The organism is Tumidithrix elongata BACA0141, from assembly GCF_036349135.1.
GTDB classification, from domain to species: Bacteria; Cyanobacteriota; Cyanobacteriia; order Pseudanabaenales; family Pseudanabaenaceae; genus Tumidithrix; species Tumidithrix elongata.
In genome coordinates, this window is sequence record NZ_JAZBJZ010000098.1 from 1 (window position 1) to 20,286 (window position 20,286).

Annotated in this window: 18 protein-coding genes and 1 pseudogene; 5 read left to right on the plus strand and 14 right to left on the minus strand. The window is 44.2% G+C overall.

The features are described 5' to 3' along the window. Window positions 1-53: 53 nt before the first annotated feature. The 5 genes and pseudogenes from V2H45_RS19250 to V2H45_RS19270 form a co-directional block, all read right to left on the minus strand. Window positions 54-404 (minus strand): annotated as a pseudogene (locus V2H45_RS19250) (iron uptake porin); the annotation flags it as partial. 712 nt (window positions 405-1,116) lie between these two features. Beyond that, on the minus strand, window positions 1,117-1,470 hold the full coding sequence (locus tag V2H45_RS19255; RefSeq protein ID WP_330485301.1) for an NIL domain-containing protein: 354 nt from the start codon (window positions 1,468-1,470) through the stop codon (window positions 1,117-1,119). Between the two features lie 22 nt (window positions 1,471-1,492). Further along, window positions 1,493-2,371: a sulfate ABC transporter permease subunit CysW gene (gene cysW / locus V2H45_RS19260; protein WP_330485302.1), complete on the minus strand. Its 879-nt coding sequence runs from the start codon at window positions 2,369-2,371 to the stop codon at window positions 1,493-1,495. Beyond that, entirely contained in the window at window positions 2,364-3,230 is an 867-nt protein-coding gene (gene cysT / locus V2H45_RS19265; RefSeq protein ID WP_330485303.1) for a sulfate ABC transporter permease subunit CysT, read from the minus strand. The genes cysW and cysT overlap by 8 nt, the downstream gene beginning before the upstream one ends. Window positions 3,231-3,321: 91 nt before the next feature. Then, entirely contained in the window at window positions 3,322-4,500 is a 1,179-nt protein-coding gene (locus V2H45_RS19270) for a sulfate ABC transporter substrate-binding protein (RefSeq protein WP_408648835.1), read from the minus strand. 289 nt (window positions 4,501-4,789) lie between these two features. Here V2H45_RS19270 and V2H45_RS19275 point away from each other — a divergent pair, with 289 nt between their 5' ends. Beyond that, entirely contained in the window at window positions 4,790-5,806 is a 1,017-nt protein-coding gene (locus V2H45_RS19275; RefSeq protein WP_330485305.1) for a sulfate/molybdate ABC transporter ATP-binding protein, read from the plus strand. Between the two features lie 281 nt (window positions 5,807-6,087). On the opposite strand, the gene V2H45_RS19280 is transcribed toward V2H45_RS19275, so the two are convergent. From V2H45_RS19280 to V2H45_RS19300, 5 genes are all read right to left on the minus strand, one after another. Beyond that, on the minus strand, window positions 6,088-6,285 hold the full coding sequence (locus tag V2H45_RS19280) for a hypothetical protein (RefSeq protein ID WP_330485306.1): 198 nt from the start codon (window positions 6,283-6,285) through the stop codon (window positions 6,088-6,090). A 134-nt stretch (window positions 6,286-6,419) separates the two neighbouring features. Further along, window positions 6,420-7,139 carry a molybdopterin-dependent oxidoreductase gene (locus V2H45_RS19285; protein ID WP_330485307.1) on the minus strand — a complete coding sequence of 240 codons (720 nt, stop codon included), beginning with the start codon at window positions 7,137-7,139 and terminating at the stop codon, window positions 6,420-6,422. Between the two features lie 3 nt (window positions 7,140-7,142). Then, on the minus strand, window positions 7,143-7,751 hold the full coding sequence (locus V2H45_RS19290) for a cytochrome b/b6 domain-containing protein (RefSeq protein ID WP_330485308.1): 609 nt from the start codon (window positions 7,749-7,751) through the stop codon (window positions 7,143-7,145). 301 nt (window positions 7,752-8,052) lie between these two features. After that, window positions 8,053-8,436, minus strand: coding sequence for a hypothetical protein (locus V2H45_RS19295; protein ID WP_330485309.1), 384 nt, complete (start codon window positions 8,434-8,436; stop codon window positions 8,053-8,055). Between the two features lie 395 nt (window positions 8,437-8,831). Further along, window positions 8,832-11,258 (minus strand): substrate-binding domain-containing protein, encoded by a 2,427-nt coding sequence (locus tag V2H45_RS19300; RefSeq protein ID WP_330485310.1) that lies wholly within the window; start codon window positions 11,256-11,258, stop codon window positions 8,832-8,834. Window positions 11,259-11,888: 630 nt separating this feature from the next. On the opposite strand from V2H45_RS19300, the gene V2H45_RS19305 reads away from it, so the two are divergent. Further along, window positions 11,889-12,098, plus strand: coding sequence for a Nif11-like leader peptide family natural product precursor (locus V2H45_RS19305; protein ID WP_330485311.1), 210 nt, complete (start codon window positions 11,889-11,891; stop codon window positions 12,096-12,098). Between the two features lie 21 nt (window positions 12,099-12,119). Then, window positions 12,120-12,509: a tautomerase family protein gene (locus V2H45_RS19310; RefSeq protein WP_330485312.1), complete on the plus strand. Its 390-nt coding sequence runs from the start codon at window positions 12,120-12,122 to the stop codon at window positions 12,507-12,509. A 75-nt stretch (window positions 12,510-12,584) separates the two neighbouring features. Here the strand turns inward: V2H45_RS19310 and V2H45_RS19315 are convergent, their stop codons facing one another. The 4 genes from V2H45_RS19315 to V2H45_RS19330 all read right to left on the minus strand — a co-directional run bounded on the left by V2H45_RS19315 (window position 12,585) and on the right by V2H45_RS19330 (window position 18,447). Beyond that, a complete protein-coding gene (locus V2H45_RS19315; protein ID WP_330485313.1) occupies window positions 12,585-14,639 on the minus strand; it encodes an OmpA family protein in 2,055 nt (684 codons plus the stop codon). Window positions 14,640-15,132: 493 nt separating this feature from the next. After that, window positions 15,133-15,660 (minus strand): peroxiredoxin, encoded by a 528-nt coding sequence (locus V2H45_RS19320; protein ID WP_330485314.1) that lies wholly within the window; start codon window positions 15,658-15,660, stop codon window positions 15,133-15,135. Between the two features lie 137 nt (window positions 15,661-15,797). Continuing rightward, window positions 15,798-16,604, minus strand: coding sequence for a D-alanyl-D-alanine dipeptidase (gene ddpX, locus V2H45_RS19325; protein WP_330485315.1), 807 nt, complete (start codon window positions 16,602-16,604; stop codon window positions 15,798-15,800). A gap of 31 nt (window positions 16,605-16,635) precedes the next feature. Next, window positions 16,636-18,447, minus strand: coding sequence for a protein kinase domain-containing protein (locus V2H45_RS19330; protein ID WP_330485316.1), 1,812 nt, complete (start codon window positions 18,445-18,447; stop codon window positions 16,636-16,638). 207 nt (window positions 18,448-18,654) lie between these two features. On the opposite strand from V2H45_RS19330, the gene V2H45_RS25685 reads away from it, so the two are divergent. Together V2H45_RS25685 and V2H45_RS19335 are read left to right on the plus strand one after the other, a co-directional pair. Beyond that, complete coding sequence (locus tag V2H45_RS25685) at window positions 18,655-18,798, plus strand: high light inducible protein (RefSeq protein ID WP_408648834.1); 144 nt, start codon at window positions 18,655-18,657, stop codon at window positions 18,796-18,798. A gap of 323 nt (window positions 18,799-19,121) precedes the next feature. Beyond that, the gene (locus V2H45_RS19335; protein WP_330485317.1) at window positions 19,122-20,078 is read left to right on the plus strand and encodes a homogentisate phytyltransferase; all 957 of its coding nucleotides are present in this window, start codon (window positions 19,122-19,124) and stop codon (window positions 20,076-20,078) included. The last annotated feature ends 208 nt before the right edge of the window (window positions 20,079-20,286 follow it).

Here is a 20,286-nt window from a genome sequence, read left to right on the forward strand (position 1 = left end):
CTTCTCTCTTTTTATTTTCGTTTTTCGTCTCTGACTGATTTTTAGAGGTGCCCTTCATTGATTTTGTCTAAACAAGCATTCAAACCAGCGGCAAACTCATAACGAGTCATGGCACGCTGACCGCGAAAAGTACGGTCTGGATACCCAGCAATACAGCCATAGCGTTCTACAAGAGATTGCAACGCTGTAAATGCCCAGTCAGTTGGTCGGACATCTGAGAGCTGAGATACAGAGGTTACCTGTGCTTTTTTCGTTGCAGGGTTAAGGTCTCGGATTTGGTCAATTGTCTGACTGGTAGGTGTTTTAGGGAGGGCATCTGAGTCAACCTTTCCAGGGTCTGAATTTGGAACGGGTAAGGAACTTGTTGATGCCTCAGTGGGTCTACCTTGTGATAAGTCTCGGATATCTTTTAGTGTTTCACTAACACTAGGTTGGCTATCTGTAGTTGTTGCCAACGTACTCGTATTGCTAGCAGGTGTACTTGCTAAGGTTGTTGTCGTATCTTTCGGAGTAGCTGGTTCTGCGATCGCTTGAGATGCGAAGGCACCTAGAGATAACCAGCTCAGTAATGCCAAAATCACCCCTGACGATATGGGTGCATTATGTTTGTGACTTAATCTCATTTTTTCAACTTCCTTATTTAAACTCCTTCACACAAAAAGCCCAGATGCTAGACATACAAGAAGACAAAGTTGAGGAATATAAGGAGACCCCAACACCATCAAACAAACGCTGCAACTACATTGTCCAGAAAATTCCACTATTCCCAAAGCGCTTTAGACAAAGAATCACTCTGAAAAAACTAAAATTTCTACCAATGACATCTAGACTTTTGATAATGTTCCCGAAAACTTGAATAAACGTCTACATGGTTTGACATGATTTCAAAAGCATTATCTTCAAAATTCTGGTATAGAAAGTCACATTTAGTCAATTAATACTAATTTCACTAGAATACGCTTCAAATCTCACGCAAACTCACCCGAAATCGGTTGTTTAGTCCCACACAGAATGGAATATCTCAAGAAATTGAAATACCCCCTTCACTTGTGAAGGGGGTATCAGAGCTGTCATCTAAAGAACGAAATTCCGTTGAGAAAAAACAAGGGGAGAATGTCACCACCCTTCATCGCGATCGCCAAGATCTGGAACCGTTTCAATTCCTAACTCATTGGCATAGACGATCGCACTGTCAATCTGCTGAGCCGTACCTCGCAGCTCCAATTCAAACCAACCATCTGACTTCGATTCAGAACTAAGTAAAGCTGAATTAATATTCACGGTTATTCCATGCTGTGAGACCAATTTAGAAATCACAGGTTCTTTCTGATAAAGCTTGGGAATGCGTAACCAGATACGTTTATGCGTCAGTCTTCGATCTTCAGGGGTGCTTGGATCGTCAATTACTAGTAAATCTGGATGTGATTCGCTAGAAGAAGTTGATTCAGAATTATGACTGTTTTGAGTCATGACATCCTCCAATTGGAAGTTCCTAATGTTTCTTTTTGATATCGCCTTTACGTTCTAAAATTTCTTTAAGAATCAGCGTAACTACTGCTAATAGAGCTAAAAGCACAGCAGCGGAATAAGCAACCTCATTTTCATAGTTTTTGTAAGATTCTTCTACAAATAGAGGTAAGCTCTGGGTTCGGGCGGCAATATTACCTGAAACGACAGATACAGCACCAAACTCACCCATGGCTCTAGCGTTGGTTAACACCAAGCCATAGAGTAATCCCCAGCGAATATTTGGCACAACGACTCTCCAGAAAATTTGCCAATCGCTTGCACCGAGGGTACGGGCAGCTTCTTCTTGATCGGCTCCCATTTCATCTAAAACGGGAATTACTTCACGGGCAATGAAAGGCATACTCACAAAGATAGTAGCCAGCAACATTCCAGGGAAGGCAAAGATGATTTTGATGTTATTGGCTTCAAGATAAGAGCCAAACCAACCTAGACGACCATAGAGCAAGACGATCATCAAACCTGCAACTACTGGCGATATCGAGAATGGAAGATCGATGATACTCAGTAATAAAGCTTTGCCGGGAAATTTATTGCGGGCGATCGCCCAAGCCGCACTCAGTCCAAAGATTGTATTGAGGGGTAAAGCGACCGCCGCTAAACTAAGGGTAAGCTTAATCGCTGTTTGAAAATCTTCGCGTTTGAACGCTGATAGCAGCGGCTCAAGCCCCTTAGAAAAGGCTTGGAAAAAGACGTTTGCCGCAGGGATAAACAAAACTAGTCCCAGATAAAGAAAAGCGATCGTAATTAAAATCGCAGGGGCAAAGCTTTTCTTCTCTTTGAATGGGGTTTCTTCGGGTGAGCTTTGTGGATAATTTCCCGTAGAAGTGTTTAGATTAGCCATATCGCTTACTCCATGCTTGTAAGAGGTTAATTGCAAGGAGGCTCACAAAGGAGATTCCTAACATCACTACACCGATCACCGTTGCGCCTACATAGTCATACTGCTCTAGGCGTTGAAAGATCAGAATCGGGGTGATCAGATCCTTAAAAGGAGTATTAGAAGCAATAATTACAGTGGAGCCATATTCACCGACTGCACGGGAGAAACCCAGTGCTATACCCGTCAAAATTGAAGGTGTAAGTGGTGGTAAAAGCACCTGCAAAAAGGTTTGAAGTTTAGATGCACCTAATGACCATGCAGCTTCTTCCATTTCTTTTTCTAGTTCCAATAGTACGGGCTGCACAGTCCGCACAACAAAGGGTAGAGAGATAAAGACCATCGCAATGAACACACCAATACGAGTGAAGGCGATTTTAATGCCAAAAGGTGCAACCAATGAACCAAGCCAGCCCTTTTCACTGTAAACCGTCGCTAAGGTCAAACCTGCTACGGCAGTAGGTAAGGCAAAGGGGAAATCAACTACGGCTTCGAGAAATCGCTTGCCAAAAAAGTTGTAGCGCACAATGACCCAAGCAATGAGAGTGCCAAAGATCCCATTAACGGCGGCAGCAGCAAAGGCAGTTACAAAGGTAATCTCATAGCTAGATAGAGCAAGGGGCGCTGTGGCAGTTTTCCAGAAACTCCCGAATGGCTCACTAACCGCTTTGGTGATCATGGCGGCGATCGGCAAAATCAGGAGAAAGGCGAGATAGGTAAAGGTAATTACCCATGTCCAAGGAATTTTGGCGAAGAGCTTGAGGATAAGGTTCGGTTCCGATCGCTTTTTATCAGTCGGCGATGAAGGGGTTGTCGTTACCATATTGTCTTTAATTTCAAAAGGCTTGGGGTATATCAAACAAGGGGCTGAAGCCCCTTGTTTGATAGTTAAACTGTCTAACTTCTAGTAATTTTTAGCGCTTGATTTGAGCTTGAATTTGGTCAAAGGCTGCGCCATCGGCAAAGAATTTCTTGTTGATTTCGTTCCAGCCACCTAAATCTTTAACTGTAGCAAGCTCTTTAACAACTGGGAACTGATCTGCAAATTGCTTTTCCTTAGCAACAGTTTCGTCAACGGGACGGAAGCCAAGTTTTGCAAATTCAGTTTGCGCTTCAGTCGTGTATAGGTATTTCACAAAGGCTTCGGCCGCTTCCTTTGTACCATGCTTGGCTACGTTTTTATCAACAATAGCGATCGGGTTGTCGATGGAAATATTCACATCGGGGATAGTATAGGTAACTTTTTGTCCTTTCTTGCCAGCTAAAATAATCTCATTTTCATAGTTGATCAAAGCATCGCCTTGACCTTGCTTAAAGAAAGCGTCAGTAGCCTCACGAGCATCTTTAGTCAAGATTGGTACGTTTTTAAAGACTTTAACGAGTGCTTCCTGAGCCTTAGCATCGCTACCACCTTTCTTAACAGCAGCATTCCATAGAGCAAGGAAGTTCCAACGAGCTACGCCTGAAGTTTTAGGGTCAGCAGTAATTAAGCTTACGCCATCTTTTTCTAAGTCTGACCAGTCTTTGATATTTTTAGGGTTGCCATCACGGGTTACGAGGGCAGCAACTGACTTAGAGACAATTGAATCGTTAGGATATTCCTTTTCCCAGCCCTTATCGATCAGTCCTGCTTTTTCAATTTTATCGGTATCAGCGGCAAGTGCGAGGTGAACAATGTCAGCTTCCAGTCCATCGATGACAGCACGGGTTTGAGACCCAGAACCACCATAGCTTTGTTTAAAGGTGACTTTTTGGTTTTGTTCTTTTTGCCACTTCTCCACAAATTTTGGAATGATTGCCTCGTGAGCTTGCTTAGTCACAGCAAAGGAAACCAAGGTTAGCTCTACATCTTTTTTGGCTTCACCTTTAGGTGCTGCTTGTGTAGAGAGTGTTGTGCCACCCGTTGTTGCTGGGGTGTTTTTTGTGGCATCGGGTGTGGGGGCGCAGGCAGCGATCGCGAGGGTTAAGCTCACGCCTACTAAAAATAAAGCCATATAGCTACGTAACGCTCTTAGACCCAACTGATTGGTCGATCCAAACAGTTGCCCAACTTGATATAGAAATCTCTGTCCTACATTTAAAACAAAATGCATAACCGACTCAACCAATGAACCTTTTGGCTTGCGGTCGTATCTCCACTTACTCATTACCTTATCGCTCTTTTTTGCTGTGTGAATTTCTTTGAATGTTTTGGGGATTCTACGGTAATTTGGTGGGTATACCGTATTTTATGTATGATACCTGTAACCTGTCCATTTTAAAAGTAGTTTATTGCTGATTTAAAAAGTAGTATATAAAACTACGGTAAACACTAAAGATTAGTGTATTTTGAATAATATGCGTTCGATCGTGTCGTAGAAGTCGTAGAAGGAGAAATAGCCCGTGGGTATTCAGGTTGAAAATGCATCTAAACAATTCGGAGATTTTTTAGCTGTAGATAATGTCAGTCTAGAGGTAGAAACTGGATCGCTGGTGGCACTTTTGGGACCATCTGGTTCGGGGAAATCTTCGCTACTCCGCTTAATCGCTGGTTTAGAACTGCCAGACTCGGGCAAGATTTATCTAACGGGGCGAGATGCGACTCACGAAACCGTGCAGCAGCGAAAGATCGGTTTTGTGTTTCAGCACTATGCCCTGTTTAAGCATTTAACCGTGCGGCAAAACATTGGGTTTGGCTTAGAAATTCGTAAAGGGGATAAACGCAAAGTTAAAGCTCGTGTGGATGAGTTATTAGAGCTCATTCAATTAAAGGGACTCGGCGATCGCTTTCCTTCCCAACTTTCAGGCGGACAAAGACAGCGGGTCGCCTTAGCCAGAGCTTTAGCGGTTGAGCCACAGGTTCTGCTTTTAGATGAGCCCTTTGGCGCGTTGGATGCCAAGGTGCGTAAAGATTTGAGAGCTTGGTTGCGTCGTCTGCATGATGAAGTGCATGTCACCACCGTGTTTGTTACCCACGACCAAGAAGAGGCGATGGAAGTCTCGGACAAAATTGTAGTCATGAATAAGGGCAGAATCGAGCAAATCGGCTCTCCAGCAGAGGTCTACGATCGCCCCGCCACACCTTTTGTGATGAGCTTTATTGGGCCTGTGAATGTTTTACCCAGTGATGCTCGACTCTTTCAGAGCAGTGCTATTGATGCAACGCATCCTCAAGTTTACCTGCGTCCCCGTGATGTAGAAATTCAAACCGAGGGAGATAGCACTACCGCACCTGCTAAGGTATCTCGACTGATTCATTTGGGCTGGGAAGTGCAAGCAGAGTTAGATTTTGGCGATGGCAACACAATTAACGCTCATCTATCCCGTGAACAGTTCGATCGCCTAGATTTAAAGCCCAAGCAGGATGTATTTGTAAAACCAAAGGATGCTAGATCTTTCCCGCTTGCGCAAACTGCTTAAGCAATTAATGTAAGTTCGGGATAAAAAAACCTGAAACGCTATACATCCCAAGGATCCCCCCCAGCCCCCCTTGAAAAAAGGGGGAGAACTCATTTGTCCCCCTTTTCCAAGGGGGATCCAGCAACTCGGCTTGCTTTCCACGGGCGCTGAGTGGTACTGAAACCCAAATACAACTCAGTTAGAATTCCTATAAAAAGCCTAGCTGAGTTATTTATTTATAGCGTAGGCATCTTAACTGCAATGGCTTTCAGCTCACGAGCAATAAAGGCTCGCTCTAGCAATCAAACAGGCAGAGAAACGATGATTTCGAGTACGCAGGCGATCGCTGCGCTCAAAAGACCAACTGTGTAATATTTTCCAGTCATAGGGTTAGAACCTAAAAGGCGATCGTGTTTGCAAGCTGAGAGAAACAGCGACCAAGCTTGGGTAGCAGTAATGGTTTGAAAGTGGTTGAATTCGGGTCTAAAAATTGGAGCCATAGTGCTTGCCTTGTGTTGAGACAAATCACCTCAACCTATTGCAATGAATCTTAACACAAGTTTACGGTTCGCAAAAATGACATCCACAAAGCGATCGCTGTTTCCCAAATTCTTTGAGTATATTTTTAAGTAAATTAAAGTCCTGCAAACCATTCATAGCCAATGTCTTCCCAATAGCCTTTGCGCGGGAGCAGCTCATTGGTGAGAATGATGCTTGTCACCCATTTACTTTGCTTATAGCCCAGTTTGATCGGAGATGCCAAACGCAAGGGCGCACCATAGGCAGGCTCTAGGGGCTGACCATTTTTTTGATAAGCCATCAATGTCTGAGGATGCATCGCTGAGGCAAGATCCCAGCTTTCGTAATAGCCATCCGCAGACTCAAAATAGACATAACGCGCCTGCGATTTTGGTTGCGCCAAGCCGATCAGATCGGCGAGTCTCACACCTGCCCACTGCACGATCGCCGCCCAACCCTCTACACAAACATGGCGAATCACCATCGCAGTCAGGGGTAATTTTTGGATTTCTGCCATACTCAGGCTCAAGGGACGATCCACCGCACCAGCGATCGCCAGTCGATAGGTAACAGGATCGATCTTGGGCGTACCGCGAAAGGAATTGATCAGTAACTTCTCAGGTTCGATCGCAGTCAGGGCAAATTCTGGTACGGGCTTTTGCGGATTGAAAATTAAAGATTCTACTTGCTGGTTGAGCGGTTCTGTTGCCTTGCCTACTAATCCTTCTGTAAAAGCACCTAAACCAATCGTCACAAGTCCTGCACCACCCAAAAGCATAAAGCGTCGGCGCGGCAAGGGTTCCTCTAGCTCAAATTCCTCATTTGTGTTTGACATCGGTTATTCCCACCAAAACATAGAGTCTGTCAAGCGATCGCCGCCGACTTTACGACCGAGTTGCGAATGCAATATTGCGAATAAAATTGCGATCGGGACAGTGATAAAGTGCATAATCCGTAAAGCTTCCCAACCACCAAAAAATTCGGCAATCCAATAAAACTGAGCGGGTTTATACATACCAACGCCAGTAAAGATCGCTAAAAGTAAAATCGGTAGAATCAATGTGTAAATCAAGCGATGCCAAGCATAGTTTTTCCGCTTTGAGTTTTGACTCACAGCTAATGCCTTGACATCCTTATTGCTCGCAAAACGGTGTTTCCAACGCTGGGTCACGAGTATATAGATGCCATACCAGACGAGATTGAGACAAAATATCCACATGGCGGCAAAGTGCCAATGCCTCCCACCTGCTAACCAGCCCCCCAATAACAAGAATGGGGGGAATTGAAGTCCAGAACGACCACCAAATACAGGGTTGGCGTTGTAGATTTGTAAACCACTAGTAATCATCAAAAACAGGCTGACAAAGTTAACCCAGTGAAATATTTTGGCAGGCAGCGCCTGTACGGGAATTGGTTTGGGTTTTGGCGGTGTTACTTTATTTTCCACAGATAGTTTTTCATGCCATGTTGCGGTTACTTTTCTATTCCTTAATCTATCCTACAATCCCTCTATCACAATCCTTTGATTTGTGTAGGGGCATGTTCCCTATGATTCTATGCAGAAGAAAGAATCATTTGGGATCCTTCTGGGACAATCTTTGTGGGTTTGTAAGGTTTTTTTTGCGAAATTTGAGCGGCTAAATCTCTTTAACAATGGAAAAGCCACCCCGCGATCGCAGGGTGGCTTTTGAGGATTCAGAAACTTAGCTTCTAAAGCTGAAGTTCTGAAAAATTCAAAATATTACAAACTACTGAGGCTTCTTGGCATCATCAGCAGGCTTGCCCATTGCATCTGGCTTAGCATCAGCAGGCTTGGTGGTATCGGCTGGCTTTGCATCAGTCTTGGCATCAGCAGGCTTGCCCATTGCATCTGGTTTCGCATCAGACTTGGTGGTATCAGCAGGCTTAGCATCGCCATCTTTCTTCATAGCATCTGGCTTAGTATCGCCATCTTTCTTCATAGCATCTGGTTTAGCATCAGACTTAGCCGATGGCTTAGCTTCAGGAGTTGCAGAAGCAGAAGGCTTTGCGGTTGCAGGGGCAGATGGGGTTACTTCAGGTGTGGTGGCGCAGGAAGTCAAACCGATAGAGAGACCTAGACCAGCGATTAGAAAAAGTGCTTTAACGTTCATAGTGTAGTGATAATGATCCAAATTTGATTTGTTTTTTAGGAGTGCCTTATCGCTTTAGATGCCAGCCTAAAACCATAAGACCTGTCAGCGCTAATCCAATCTAGAAACTGTAGTTCTTGCTTTGCACGGCTAAGATAACTCAGATCTAAGATTTGCTTTTGCTGCATAAGGATTGAACTAACTGTGAGTCTAAATACTCATATGTAAATATACGTTAAATAGTTCTCTGATATACAAATATTTTTTACGAAACATGAAGGTATTGGCTTTACATTGCCTTCATACCCTTATGTAAAGAGGCTTCCCGTTTAACGATTAAATCTTCTTATATGTATAAATACTTAGGTTAAAAAGATACAGTTTAACCATGGGGCATACATAGCCGATCGCATCGTTTACTTTGACTTACCTTGTAACGGTATCAATCCAGTTTTCTGTAAGAGTTTTTGCGCTTCATCGGTTTTTAAAATTGCGGCAAATCTCTCTCCTACAGGATCGCGGCGATTATCTCTGGGATAAACGACAGCAAGTTGATAGGAAAGGGGATAGTGTTGTGTGACGAAAGCGATCGCATCAGGGTTATAGCTGCCTTTGTCATTACACAGATCCGTAGTGGGGGTAACTGGTTCACCATTGGTTTTAATTAAGGGGGCAACAGGTGAGCCATTGCCATCGGCAAGTGCGAGGGGATAAACCGAGCATTGACCAAAGACCCTGCTAATCGAACCAAAGGCAATACTGCCGATATTGCGGTCTTCAAAATCGCGAATTACCTGTCGAAAGGTGTCAAAAGTCTGTAAAGGCGTAATGCCCTCAGTCGTTGTGTCGTCGAGCAAACTACGGGTAGGCACATTTTGCTTGATCATTTGGCGGAAAGACTCGATCGCTTCTCGATCCTTCAAAATTCGCTGTTCAAAAATCCGCACAGATTCTTCATCGGTGGGAATATAGAGCTTAATCGGCAGATCGGGCCCGCCTAACTGCTTCCAGTTGAGGATTTGTCCTGTAAAAATTTGTTTGAGTTGCGCAAAGGTAATTTGTCCTTTTAAAGCAGTTGGCAGACTTTTGGCGCGATCGGCATAGCTAAAAGCCACAAAAACCGCCAAACCATCGTAGGCAAACTCTTTGTAAACCAAGTCCGTACCTAAGTCTCCAATCAAGCTAGTAACCAAAAATTCCGTCTCTTGGTCTTTTACCTTCTTAATACCATCCACTGCACTCAAAACTGGTTGAAAGCTCAGTTGCATCTTGGGTTGACGTTTTTGCAGTTCTGTCTCTAAGGTTGTACCCTTGGCGATGAGATTATCTTGCAGTAAGACATAGCTCCATGTGGCATTTTTCTCGGCTGTGTAAGTAAATTTACCCGCAGGAATACCTGAAACTTGCTCGATACAACAGGGTAAGGCTTCATTACTGAGGCTAGGTCGCGGTTTAAGCAGGTTGCTCAGCCACCATCCCAGTAGCAATAACAAGAGCAAGACCAATCCTGCAACGATCGCCGTGCGCAGCCAACGACGTTTCTTTTTGGGCTTTACCTCTGGTTCTACATCCTCCAAGGGGGGCAAATCGATCGCCCGTTCCACAGGTAGTTTTAAGAGCGCTCGTCGTGCAATTTCCGCACTTTCATACTTGATGGGGCCAATTCCAATTAGGTTTAAGATGAAGGTTTTGAGCGCAGGCTGAACCGAGGGAATCCAGTGTTCTTCTACGTTGGGATCGAGATAGATGCGGTTATCCAGATCGACAATCCCACCCCTAAATAGATAGAAAGCAATGTAACCTAAATCTTCCAAATCCCGATTGACCGAGTAGATCGCGGGTTGAGCGAGGGGTGAATTGAATCGATGTTCCCATAGTGCCAAATCAGTCAAATAAATATAGAAGCCCTGTAAATTGGGTTTGATCAGCAAGCTATAGAAACTAAGATTTCCGTGGGGTAAGCCCTGTTGTACAATTCCCGATCGCAGGGTGTATTTCTGACCATGTAAAGATTCTAAAGTTTGCAACGTTTGACTGAGAAATTGGCGCACCTGCCAGTTATTCATCGCTCCGTAACCCGCTAGATAGCTGGCTAACGTGGGGGCATCGGCAGCAGGATGATCGGAGATTACATAGCAACGTTCTTCTTTAGGATCGGCGATCGCTTCCGAGGGGGTGATCAGGCGAAAATCTTGAACTCTACCATCGGCGAGGCTAATGCCTGCTAATTGCTCGAAGCTATCTTTGCAGAGCTTGGTTTCATCGGGGCTAAAGTCGCGATCGGGGATAACATATTCTTTAAGCACAACGGATAGACCGTCATTTAAGTTCGTTGCTTCGTAAATTCTGCCCTGCCCGCGACAGCCAATATAATTTTCAATTTGGTAAATACCGTCTCTTCCTCTTAATTTTGCTTCAGGAGGCAGTATGGCGGGAAATTGACACTTGAGGCAGTAGCGATTATTGGGATCTTCTTCCACCGTTTCTCTAGGGACTTCGCATCGAAAGGGATTCCCTTCAATGCAGCGATACTTTGTATAGAGTGGTTTTACCTGCCAAAGTGAAGCTGTGCGAGGCTCTACGGCAATTTGTTCGATCAGGGCTTTCGCTTCTTTTTGCTCAGGTAATCCAATTCCTTTAAATGAGCTAATAGAAGGTGCTTTAATCCCAACATCATCTTTTAGGAAGGGAATTAAAAAATGTAGTGGCTTAGGGATAACTTTCAATAAAAAGTTGTTAAACCCCGAACCAATCAAACCATCAATGGTGCTGAGAATCGTTTTAAAGACATTCCCAATTCTTTGACCGAGCTTTTGTAGAATATTTGGCGATTTGTCAGCCACAGTCTCAACCTCTCACCTAATACCAATTTCTCTTAAATTTGCGACAGATCCATTTTTGGGTTCCGCACAGGACGCGGTCTTTTCAAAATGATGCAACGCATCATTTTTTGAAAATGGTATAACCTCTCATAGAATATTAAGCTGTTTTCGCAACCAAAGACACCTAATAGCCTAAATTCAAGGCTTTTCAGGACGCGATCGCCTAATGCAACAAGATTTGGCTTGATTATTACAAAATTAATTAGGGGCAATTTATGAATTGATCCTAATATTGCTAGACATTTATTCTAGACATCGTAAAGAATCTCCCACTAAGGATCGTGAACTAAATTACCTGCAATTCTAATGGTGTAGAGTCATTATTTTAGAATGCCCATTATTTCTAAAGAACAGCACCTTAATAAATCCACGATCCTAAGGGTTTAGAAGGGTAGATATATCTAAGCCAATTTGCTTGCGATTTTGATTAAATCAGCTAGCTGGAAGCGCTAATTTTGGGGATGGGCAGATTTCAAGTTCTTATGTCTCCCCTTGAGATTTTCTTAAGCTTAGACGCAAATACGATTTAACTTGTTAGCCTAGTGCCATACCCCTATTTTATAAAAATTTGCTTAAGGTGGAGTGAAAACGATGGCTAAAGAGCAAGTGGCAAAATTATATCGAGCGGTTCAAGCCAACCCTGAGCTTAAAGAAAAGCTGAATGCTGCTCCAAATCTAGAGCAATTTGTCCTAATGGCACAGCAAGCAGGTTATGACTTTACCGTTGAAGAATGGAAAGAAATGACGAATTTTAGCGTAGAAGAATTAGAGGGTAAACTTTCGGAAATTCCTGGACTTTAATCGTGTTTTATTCTACGAGCTATGGCACAAGTAAAAATTTATGGTTTGCGATCGCATCTAGATCCCATCAAAAAACAGCTTTCCGATTTAATTCATGCCTGTGTCATGGAGGCTTTACACTATCCAGCCGACAAACGCGCTCATCGATTTTTCCCCCTTGCTAAGGAGGATTTTTTCTACCCACAGGGGCGCAGCGATCGCTACACAATTCTCGAATTTAGCATGTTTGAGGGGCGCAGTGTAGAAGCCAAAAAACAACTGATGCGACTCCTATTTACCCATTGTCAGCAAGAGTTGGGAATTTCACCGCAAGACTTAGAAATTACCATTTTTGAAAATCCTAAGCACAACTGGGGATTTCGCGGACTGCCCGGTGACGAGCATACATTGAACTACAAGGTAGAGGTTTGACAAATCGAGATTTGGCAAACTTTTGGTGAAACTTTTGGTGAAACTTTTGGTGAAACTTCTAGTAAAACTTGGAATTTAAGATGCCTTAAAAGACACTACAACTCTGCGGTTAAAAGCCCTGCCAGTATCGGTATTGTTATCCTTAATTGGGTTCAAATCGCCTAATGCTTCAAGGGTCAGTTTATAGTTTTCAGTTAAACCCATACTTCTCAATTGATCGATCACTTCATTTGCCCTTGCATTAGAGAGTCCCAAGTTATAAGTATTTTCCCCGTAGGAATCGGTATATCCTTTCACGGAGATCACACCTTTCTTGTTCTTGATTTTGCTCCAAAATTCGTTGAGTTTGGTGAATTCAGCGGCTGTAAGGCTAGATTCATTCACAGGGAAGTAGATAATCACCTGCGTATCGGGTACGAGCGCGCTGAAGTTGCGATCGCTTGGATTGCTTGAATCCCCTCCAGTTACTGGCGACTTAGCTCCTTGATTCCCAGATGCATTAGAGGATGCGTTTGGTGGGGGAGGCGTGATACTTTTATGCCGTTGATTTGGAATATTATTCTTGTCCGAGGATTGATTTGAAGTTCGATCTGAACCTACATTAGGACTAGAACCCGAAGTTGTTCCCTGTGTTGATGGAGAGGGCTTTAAAGCAGCGTCACCATCATTTGGAACCTTCGCGATCGTTGTAGAGGTGGAATTTTGCGAAGGTTGCGTTGCCTTTGCAGAAGGAGATACCACGCCGCGATCGCTAGATTGACCCAGCGAGCCAGAATTTGGTGTCGATGGCTTACTCGTAGCCTGATGCGATGATAGATCTGTAGGGCTAGAAGAAGCAACACCTCGATCTTGTCCAGAGAGCATTTCTGTATTGGGTTTGGAGTCGGGGTTCTTGCTTGAATTGATGCCTAAATTTGGACTTGAATAGAAATTGACCACAGCATAGGCGATCGCGCCACCTAGTAAAAGGAAACTAGCCATCAACCCAGTACAGCCAAGTTTTCCAAAGCCAAATCTATTGGAAGAATCGATATCTGTCTGTTTGGGGAGGGGCACGATCGCCATAGACTCATCCACGACAATTGTCTGGCGAATTCGCTTCCCACTGACCTCTAGTTCAAACCATTCCGAACCAGCAGGCATCGAGAAACTGGCTTGAGCGGGTAGACCATCCGCATAGAGTTTAACGCATTCTCCCTGAGGACTATAGATTGCGCCTCGATCCGCTACGATCTGTTGCTCTCCTACAACTTCAGAAAAAATTTGTACTAAGCTTTGCATTTCATTGGCAACCTTATAGTCCCAAATATCAATACTCGTGCCTGTGTCAAAGTCATCAAGTTCCTGTAATTGATAGCGATCGATTCCATCCCCCACGCCAATTAAAATAAACTTCACAAAGTTCCGTTTACCAGAGGTAATATCGTGGGCTAACTGCAAGGTATATTGCTTCACCTCTTCTAGATCGTCAATGCGACCATCGGTAATAAATAGATATAGCCCCCGCTTGGCATCTGGATATTGTTCGGTAAAGTAAGCGATCGCAGGCATTAGCTTGGTAGCGTTTCCAAGCTTGATATCTCTTGGCCCAGTAATAGAGAGATTGCGACAATCGGCGGCATTAAACTCTCCGATCGCTTGAGTTTCATCACCCTTGCCACATCCCCAATAAATTAAAGCAGTTCTACCCACGCCATCTAAACTATTGGCTAAATAGGAAGTAAATTCTTGGGCTAGGGGTTGCAAAATATTCGGAGTTGTTTTAAAGACATAGCCTTTTTGTTTAATTTCCTCGTAGGCCTCTTTTTGTAGGCATCGGATTGGTTCTCCATCTTCGATATAAGATTTGAGCAGTCCTTTTTTCATGTACTTTGTCAAGACCGCAGGATCGACACGTCCAGACACCTTGCGCCCATAGGAACGTTTCATGGAGGCACTCGCATCTAGGGCGATTCCCGTTCTCCATCCCTCAGCATATTTGCCCTGAGGTTCCATCAAGATCGTAAATTCTACAAAGGTTTCGTCTCCCGTGCCACGAACATTGACTTCCCCAAACTCTGGCATCACAATATTGCTGGGAAGTTGTATGCTTTTCTCTGGGGCAGTTAATCTATCGCTCTCATCTTCCATTGTCTTACTCTGCTATCGCACTACATTGAACTTCTTGATAGAAGTGACCTAAATCTTAGAATTGCTCTCTCAACACAACTAGTTTTTTGGTTGCTAATGGATTAGCAAAGAAAATTAAGTGCTCAAATTTAAACGTTGCCTATATGCTTTGAGATCCCTCTCTCAGAGAAAGGCTAGGCCAATGCAAATCTTAAAGTAGTTATTTATAGCATAGTGCAAGGTTTTTGCTGATTAAAACGATCAATTCCGCAGTTCACAAGATTGAGATTTAAGTTTCCGCTTCGCCCACCCATTAAAAACCTTGTCACAGCTTGCTTAGTTTGTAAATGTCGGCATGAGGATATCGGCTATTCCCTCAATATTTTTAAATATTAAGGCAGTGTTGCATAGCTGAAATCAGCTAAGGGAGTCTAAGATGCGATCGCATCTTAGGCTCCCTTAGCTAAGTAGTATATTTTAGTGAATCTCCTCTATAGAAGATTTTCAGAGATTTCTATTTTTTGACAGACTTGAGATAGGTCAACATGGTATCTGCATCTGACACCTCAAAGGGGTCGGTGGGGCAATTATCAGAAAACCCTGGCTCTACAAATAGCTTTTCGATATTGCCATCATCCACAACCATGGAATAACGCCAAGAGCGCATACCAAAACCAAGGTTGTCTTTAACGACTAACATGCCCATCTTACGGGTAAATTCTCCTGAGCCATCTGGTAGTAAAAAGACATTCTTGACACCCTGTTGCTTACCCCATTGGTACATTACAAAAGCATCATTGACCGATAAACAGATCACTTGATCGACCCCTAGGGATTGCATCTCGGCATATAGCTCTTCATAGCGAGGCAAATGACTGGTAGAACAGGTGGGGGTAAAGGCACCAGGTAGCGAAAAAAGAACAACTCGCTTGCCAGCAAAGACATCTTGCGTGGTAAGGTCTTGCCAACGGAAGGGGTTAGATCCTCCGATAGACTCATCTCTTACACGGGTTTTAAATACGACATCTGGAACTCTATTCATAATCTCCACTTTCCTTTGAATAATTTTTGGGTCAAGACGAACTTAAATGAACTCACAATGAGTATGACTTAACTGTAGCAGTTAGCCGATCGCGCGTAAATTGAACTAAAAGGGTAGATCGAAAAAATATTTTTCGGTTAGTTTTTGGATCGATCCACAGTTAGGGAAGCAGCATCCAGAGGAATATCCAAGATCGGAAAATCTTGCCAGCCCTTCACATCAAAATGCCACCATTCCGTTTGGATGGGTAAAAATCCATGACGTTGCATGGTGTCTACGAGCAAACGGCGATTTTTTTGTGCAGCTTGGCTCCCTCCTTGATAGCCCAAGTGCGATCGCTGCGAAAAGTCATCAAACCCACTGGGCATTTCTAACTCTTTGCCCGTGCGATCGACCAAGGTCAAATCCACCGCTGATGCGCGATTGTGCCGCGACCCGTTGGCTGGATTCGCCACATAGCGATCGTCAGGCAGTACTTGCCACATTTGTTTCTGCACGGACAGAGGTCGATAGCAATCGTAGACCTTTAAACCCAAACCCTGTTTAGCCAACTCGGTTTGTGCCTTTATTAACTTTTCGGCTGCTGCCCACCGCAATAGACAACGGCTGACAGGATAGACTTTCTGCTTGAGGAAATTATTGGTTGTGGCATAACGTATATCTAGACGAATGCGAGGATCGATCGCTTGGAGATCGACCAACTGCGCTGGACTAGAAGGAATTCGCTCAAGCATAGGTTCTGGATCGCCCGAAGGTTTGGCACTGATGGCAGTAGGTTTAACTTCTGGTTTAACTTCTGATTTCACATCCATTGGAACGGGATTACTGCCTGACTCCGAAGACTGAGTTTGAGATTGACAGGCTGGGAATAGACAAAAGATAGCGATCGACGCGATCGAGGACAAATGCTTTGCCCATCGTTTCCTCCTTCTTGCAGATGTCATTCCTTACAACCTAGCTTTCATATAGATCCAGTTACTTAGGGCAAATCAATGCCGTGCGATTGGCAGCAACCCATCCATTTAAGGGCGCACTAATTTGAAACCATCCGTTTTTCTCAGTAGTCACAGATATTTCCACACCATTATTGAGCTTCCCGACAACTGGAAAGGTAATACCAGGCCCCTTACGCACATTAATCGGTGGATCGAGATCTTCGATAACTCGTTTAGGAGAGGCACAGGTGGTTGGGACGACGGGCAACTGTCCCTGTTGCGATCGCTGTTGAAACTCAACGATCTCTTTTACATTCTGCTTTTCTAGCGAGGTGAGTATGTTATGGGGAAAATCCTCGGGTGAATAGCGGGGCTTATACCAAGGTTGGGCATCAAAAAAAGCCTGCAATTCTAGATCTCTAAACCGACGACCATAACGGGCATATACTTCATTGCGCATAATATCGAGTTCATCCATGCTTTTGCCTTTTAAGTCAGCATCGGTAACGGGTCGCTCCGATAAAAATGCGTACTTGGGTGTAGGGGATGTAGGAATAGAACCATTTTTGGGTGTGGGGCTTGGCGTATTTGAGACCGTGGCAGTTGGGGTTGGCGTTGATGTAGAAGTTGTGGGTGTTTTGCTGGGCTCGACCTTGATCTCTGTACTTGCTAGAGGTTGAGGCGTTGGTTTAGAGCTAAACCGAGAGATTGCGATCGCGGCAACACCGACCGAAACCACCAGTGCGAACAAACCGACTCCAGCCCAAAATGCCCCGCCTGACCTTTGCGGTTTCGTTGGAGCTTCTCTGACGGTGGGTGCAACCACATCGGTAAAGGCGAGTGGAGCGACTGCATTGGAATTAGGTAATGGAGGAGGAGGCAGTTGGTTAACGCTCTGCGTAAGGGCTTGGCTGGGCGAACTACCCTGTCTTGGCTCGTTACTTGCAATCATCGTCGAAGCCAAATGCGATCGCAATTTCCGCACATCAACCAAAGCTTCTGAGGCGGACTGGTAGCGTTGGCGAAAGTCATACCGTATCATCTTGTCTAGTACGTTTGCCAACTCAGGACTCACCTCGGCACGGTAGGTAATCTTGGCGTTGGGCGGTGACTGTCGCCAAGCAATTTCACTGGTGGCGGGATCTTCGGGGAGTTGACTAGGGGGAATGCCGATCAGGGATTGAATTGCGATCATGCCTACGGCATAGATATCACTGCACAGTCTGGGTTTTCCATTGGCTTGCTCGTTGGGCATATAGCCAACGGTTCCCACTGCCACTGTCATATTGGTCGGCTCGGCTTGAGGGTTTTGCGATGATAACTGGGTATAAATTTGTTTGACCGCCCCAAAGTCAATTAGTACTAACTTGCCGTCGCTCTTTCGTCTAAGTAAGTTGGCGGGCTTAATATCACGGTGAATCACATCCTGCTGATGCACAAATTCCAAAATTTGTAGGACATCTTCGAGAAAGTCCAGCACTTGCGCCTCAGTCTTGATCGCATTTCTGGCGACACCCGAGCTCGATCGCGACACCCCTAATTCTTGGGCGAGATCTTGACCATCAATGAGTTCTTGGACGAGGTAAAATTCTCGGTTTTCCTCAAAGTGAGCCAAAAGTTGAGGGATTTGGTTGTGTTTGCCCAAGCGGTGCAGAACTTTTGCCTCGGTTTCAAACAGCCTTCTTGCCGTTTGCAAGATAAATGAATCCTTAGATTCAGGCTTGAGTCGTTTGACGACACAGCGAGCGCGATCGGGTAGCTGTAAGTCCTCAGCCACATAGGTTTCGCCAAACCCTCCACTACCGAGATGACTAACAATTTTGTAGCGTCCGCCGATGACTTTACCTAACATGAAATTTTATGGCTCAATAAGATCAAAACTTAGCACTTATTTTTGTAAGCATATCCATAGGTACTCCTATAAGTCTAATTGGATTGGTTAAGAAATAGCTCAAATCGTTATCTCTATCTCTAGCAGGATGGTCTTATTCGATTTCTACATTTATCTTTATATTAAGAAACAACTCTTAACCTAACCCAAAACAAGAGACAAAACACCATGGAAAACACAGAACCAAAGTTTGGATTTAACAACTTCGCCGAAACTTGGAATGGTCGTCTAGCGATGCTAGGTTTCGTAATTGGTCTAGGAACAGAGCTGATCACCGGTCACGGAATTCTTTCCCAAATCGGCCTACTGTAATCTTTAACCGCGAACTCATAAATTAATTTCTTAAAGAGCCTAATTCGTTAGGCTCTTTTTGTTGGGTTAACTTCAGGTCAAATGGGCAAAATTACCTGTAATCCTTCGATAAAAAGCTACGATGCCGTTTTTTACCCACTTGCCTCACGCAGACATAAGAATATTTCTAGCAAAGAAACTACTGTTGCTACCTAGTAAGTCGGACTTACCCCCTTTAATTCCCCCTTGCAAAGGGGGAAGATCGGAAATTTTACTTCCTACCCGAATGTCCTAAAATTTGGATTTGTCGTCAGTTCTAGCGAAATTGCGATAAAACTTATAGCATGCAAAAAATTACGCAAAAACTCGGGGCGTTTTGGCAGTTTGGTCGCCCACACACCATTATTGGCACATGCTTGAGCACGATCGCTTTGTTTGCGATCGCACTTGTACCCTATAAACTAGAACTTACCCTTGCTCCGATCCCCAGTTTGCTATGGGCAGCGATCGCTTGTCTGTGCGGCAATGTCTATATTGTGGGGCTGAACCAGTTAGAAGATGTCGAAATCGATAAGATCAACAAACCCTATTTACCTTTAGCCTCTGGAGATTTTTCTATCCCCACAGGTAGAGCCATTGTGGCTGTAATGGGGATCTTGGCGGTAGCGATCGCGATCTGGCAGGGGGTGTTTCTCGCTGCCACAGTGCTGATCAGCCTGTTTCTCGGTACGATCTATTCTTTGCCACCCATCCGCTTAAAACGATTTCCATTTTGGGCAGCCTTTTGTATCTTTACGGTGAGGGGCATTGTAATTAATCTGGGCTTATTTCTACATTTCCAACAAGTTCTCAGCCATCTATTTGCGAATAATCTCGATTCCATTAAGCTCGATTCCATCTGGTCTATCCCTAGCTCTGTATGGGGACTGACGGGATTTGTGCTGATCTTTACCTATGTAATCGCGATCTTTAAGGATATGCCCGACACGGAAGGAGATGCCAAGTTTAGGATTACCACGCTCACCCTGACTTTAGGGCAGGTGACTGTCTTCAATCTCTCCCGTCAAATTCTCGCTGTTCTCTATCTTGGATTCGCAATTTTAAGTTTCACGCCTTGGCTTACTGGAGTCCATGCGATCGCTCTAGCCATTAGCCATAGCATTCTCTTATCGGTTTTATGGTGGCAGAGTTTGCAGGTCGATTTAAGCGATCGCACTTCCATTACAGACTTCTATCAACTGATTTGGAAATTCTTTTATTTGGAATACATCATTTTTCCCGCTGTTTGCATATTTGCCTAGATGAGCGAAAGTTGAATAGGGTTGAAGCGTATTGAGCACTACCTCAGCATTTTTTCTATCTCTTCGATCTCTTTAATAACTTTTCGATACCGATCTAAATTTCCCTGTTGTTGAAATAGTTGCGATGATTTTTGAAGGTCTATTAATGCGCCTTTCCTTAGTACAGGACAAAACCTTGCAATAAAGACAGAAGAGGGGTTTCATAGGA